This window comes from Caballeronia sp., from assembly GCF_049581465.1.
Lineage (GTDB): Bacteria > Pseudomonadota > Gammaproteobacteria > Burkholderiales > Burkholderiaceae > Caballeronia.
The window spans coordinates 1-2,726 of record NZ_JBAUSA010001351.1 but is presented as its reverse complement, the minus strand read 5'-3'; the positions used below and the strand labels follow the sequence as shown (position 1 = coordinate 2,726).

The 2,726-nt window shown below is 58.3% G+C and carries 3 protein-coding genes and 1 pseudogene; 3 read left to right on the top strand and 1 reads right to left on the bottom strand.

Annotation, left to right across the window (positions count from 1 at the left end):
* Positions 1-172, top strand: a 172-nt coding sequence (locus tag WCA53_RS32685; protein ID WP_423921681.1) for a DUF4863 family protein, incomplete at its 5' end; no start/stop codon positions are given.
* 43 nt (positions 173-215) lie between these two features.
* Here WCA53_RS32685 and WCA53_RS32680 read toward each other — a convergent pair.
* Positions 216-1,133: a LysR family transcriptional regulator gene (locus WCA53_RS32680; protein WP_423921678.1), complete on the bottom strand. Its 918-nt coding sequence runs from the start codon at positions 1,131-1,133 to the stop codon at positions 216-218.
* Between the two features lie 115 nt (positions 1,134-1,248).
* On the opposite strand from WCA53_RS32680, the pseudogene WCA53_RS32675 reads away from it, so the two are divergent.
* Together WCA53_RS32675 and WCA53_RS32670 are read left to right on the top strand one after the other, a co-directional pair.
* A pseudogene (locus WCA53_RS32675) lies at positions 1,249-1,489 on the top strand (SDR family NAD(P)-dependent oxidoreductase); the annotation flags it as partial.
* A 145-nt stretch (positions 1,490-1,634) separates the two neighbouring features.
* Positions 1,635-2,540, top strand: coding sequence for a LysR family transcriptional regulator (locus WCA53_RS32670; RefSeq protein ID WP_423921675.1), 906 nt, complete (start codon positions 1,635-1,637; stop codon positions 2,538-2,540).
* Positions 2,541-2,726 lie beyond the last annotated feature (186 nt).

Below are 2,726 nucleotides of genomic sequence, written 5' to 3'. Positions count from 1 at the left end.
GCTCAATGAAGGCGCCGCGCTTGCAGGTCCAAACGGCTGGTGCCATGGCGGGTGGACGGCGCCTGGGCCGGGAAGCCAGCATTTTCCGGAAGTCAAGGGCGGTGCTGTCATCTCGCTCACGTTTCTGCCCGCAGGACGGATTGCATTCGACGTCAAGCCGCCGCAGGGTTGAAGCGCTCAGGCTCACAGATATAAAGGAATCCTAAAGGGTTGATTTACGTGCGTAAGTGGTTAACCTCCAAGTGGTTGACCTCCCTAAGCACGTCTATGAACGCCCGCAGCCCCGCAGGCACGTGGCGATGCCCGGGATAGTACAGGGAGAGCCCCGGGATGAACGGGCACCAGTCTTCCAATACGGTGACCAGCCGACCGTCGTCCAGCCTGTCGCGGGCCGTGGACTCCGGTACATACGCGAGGCCCAAACCGTCGGACGCGGCCTCAACCATCAGCCCGATGTGATCCAGCGTCAGCACACCGGGAACATCGATCGCCACTTCCTGCCCGTGCTTGCGGAACTCCCAGCGGTAGCGCTTACCGCTCGGCAGCCGTTGGCGAATGCAGTCGTGGCTACGAAGGTCGTCGGGCGTGGTGAGCGGTGTTCGTCCCGCGAGATATGAAGGCGCGGCAACGACCACAAAGCGAAGATCATCGCTGATCCGCACTGCCACCATGTCGCGCGGGATCGACTCGCCAAGCCGTACTCCGGCATCGAAACCTTGCTCCACGATATCGACGAGCCGTCCTTCTGCCACCAGATCGAGCGCCATGCCGGGGAAGCGCTTCAGGAAATGCGGTACCACCGTTTTCAACAATAGCCTCACGGCACTCTCATTGGCGCTGATCCTGAGCGTGCCGCTCGGATTGCCCCGCACATCGGCGACAGCATCCAGTGTCGAGTCAAGATCGCGGAGCACGGGGGTAAGCCGCGCGAGCAATGCAACGCCAGCTTCTGTCGGCGCTACGCTACGCGTCGTGCGATTGAGCAGGCGTACGCCCAATTCACGCTCCAATGCGAGCACGGCGTGACTGAGCGAGGAGCGCGAGACGCCGAGTGAATCGGCAGCACGGCGGAAACTTCGATACGCGGCGACAGTGGAAAAAGCAGTGAGATCGGCAAGTGTCGGCTTGGTCATTGGTGGCGAATTTTCACGGGGTCATACGCACTATAGGCGCTTCTCGCACCAATGACGGGTAACTAGACTGGTCATCATGCAATGCCATTCCGTCCACTTTATGGAGAGATACGTCATGACGAAGACTTGGCTTATCACCTGCACGTCATCGGGCCTGGGCCGGCTACTCGCCGAACGCTTACTGCAACGTGGCGATCGGGTCGTCGCAACGCTGGGTGACTGATGAACAGATCGACCGCCAGATCGCCACCAATCTCACCGGATCGATCCAGGTTATCCGTGCCGCACTGCCCCACCTGCGCCGCCAGGGCGGCGGCCGGATCGTCCAGGTCTCGTCGGAAGGGGGACAGATTGCGCTCTGACAATATCCAGACCGTCAGGCGACTCGACATAGGTCATCCTTGTTTTCGATACTGGAAAACAGCACGATGTCGCGAAGGTACTTGATCGATTCAGTCGAACAACATAACTTCTCTACCTCACAAACTTAACGGCGCCGAAATGACCGATTCTGCCGACATCCGTTTTGTCCTTGCAATCCAGCAAAACGGAAGCCTGATCGCTACCGCACGCAAGCTTGGCCTCACGCCCTCTGCGGTATCCCAGCGCCTGCAACAACTCGAAAGGAAACTGGGTACCAGGCTGCTCGATAGAACCGCACGCAAGCTGGTATTTACGGAGGAGGGCGCGCTGCTGTGCCTGCGCGGACTGGAGTTGATCCAGCAATTCGACGCACTGCTGGAAGACCTGCGAATTCGCCATGGAGGTCTGGTCGGCACGTTGAAGGTCAATGCACCGCTCGGTTTCGGCCGTCGGTATCTCGCCTCGGTCATCGCAGATTTCCAGCAAGAAAATCCCGACGTCGATGTGGCGCTGACGCTGTCCGACCAGCCACTGACCGAAGCAGCCGACCGTTTCGATGTCGTGGTGCATATCGGTGAATTGCGTGCATCCAACCTTGTCGGCCATGCAATTGCACCCAACGCGAGATTCGTCTGCGCCTCACCTGCCTTCGTCAAACGTTTCGGTAGTCCGGGTGCGCCCGACGATCTGGCTCGACTCCCATGCATCGTCCTTCGCGAGAACAATGAAGACGTATCCTTGTGGCATTTGAGCAAAGGCAAAATCAGTCGCAGCGTCAGGGTTGTGTCGAAGCTCAGTTGTAACGATGGTGATGTGATTCGCCGCTGGGCTTGCGAGGGGCGAGGCATCATCTTTCGTTCCGAATGGGATGTCGCGGATGACATTCGGCAAGGAACGCTGGTGAAGCTGCTACCCTCATGGAAGGCGCCCGACGCCAACGTTATTGCCCTGACGCACAACCGATCCGGCTTGGCGAGAAGAACTCGGGATTTTATGCGGTACTTGCAAGGGCGCTTCAGACCCCTCCCGCCATGGCGAATCTGACAGCCCGTCCTGCGCAGCGGATGACGCTCCGGCCATCGGAAATTTGGCCTATGAGGGACCCACTGAATGTTTAATCATTCTGAATGATTGAGTTAATTTCCCTTAACTCATAAAAGGACGTCAAAACCTATAATGGAATCCATCTCTGGATTTTGATTGGTAAGGTCTACGCCCATGGAAGATTCC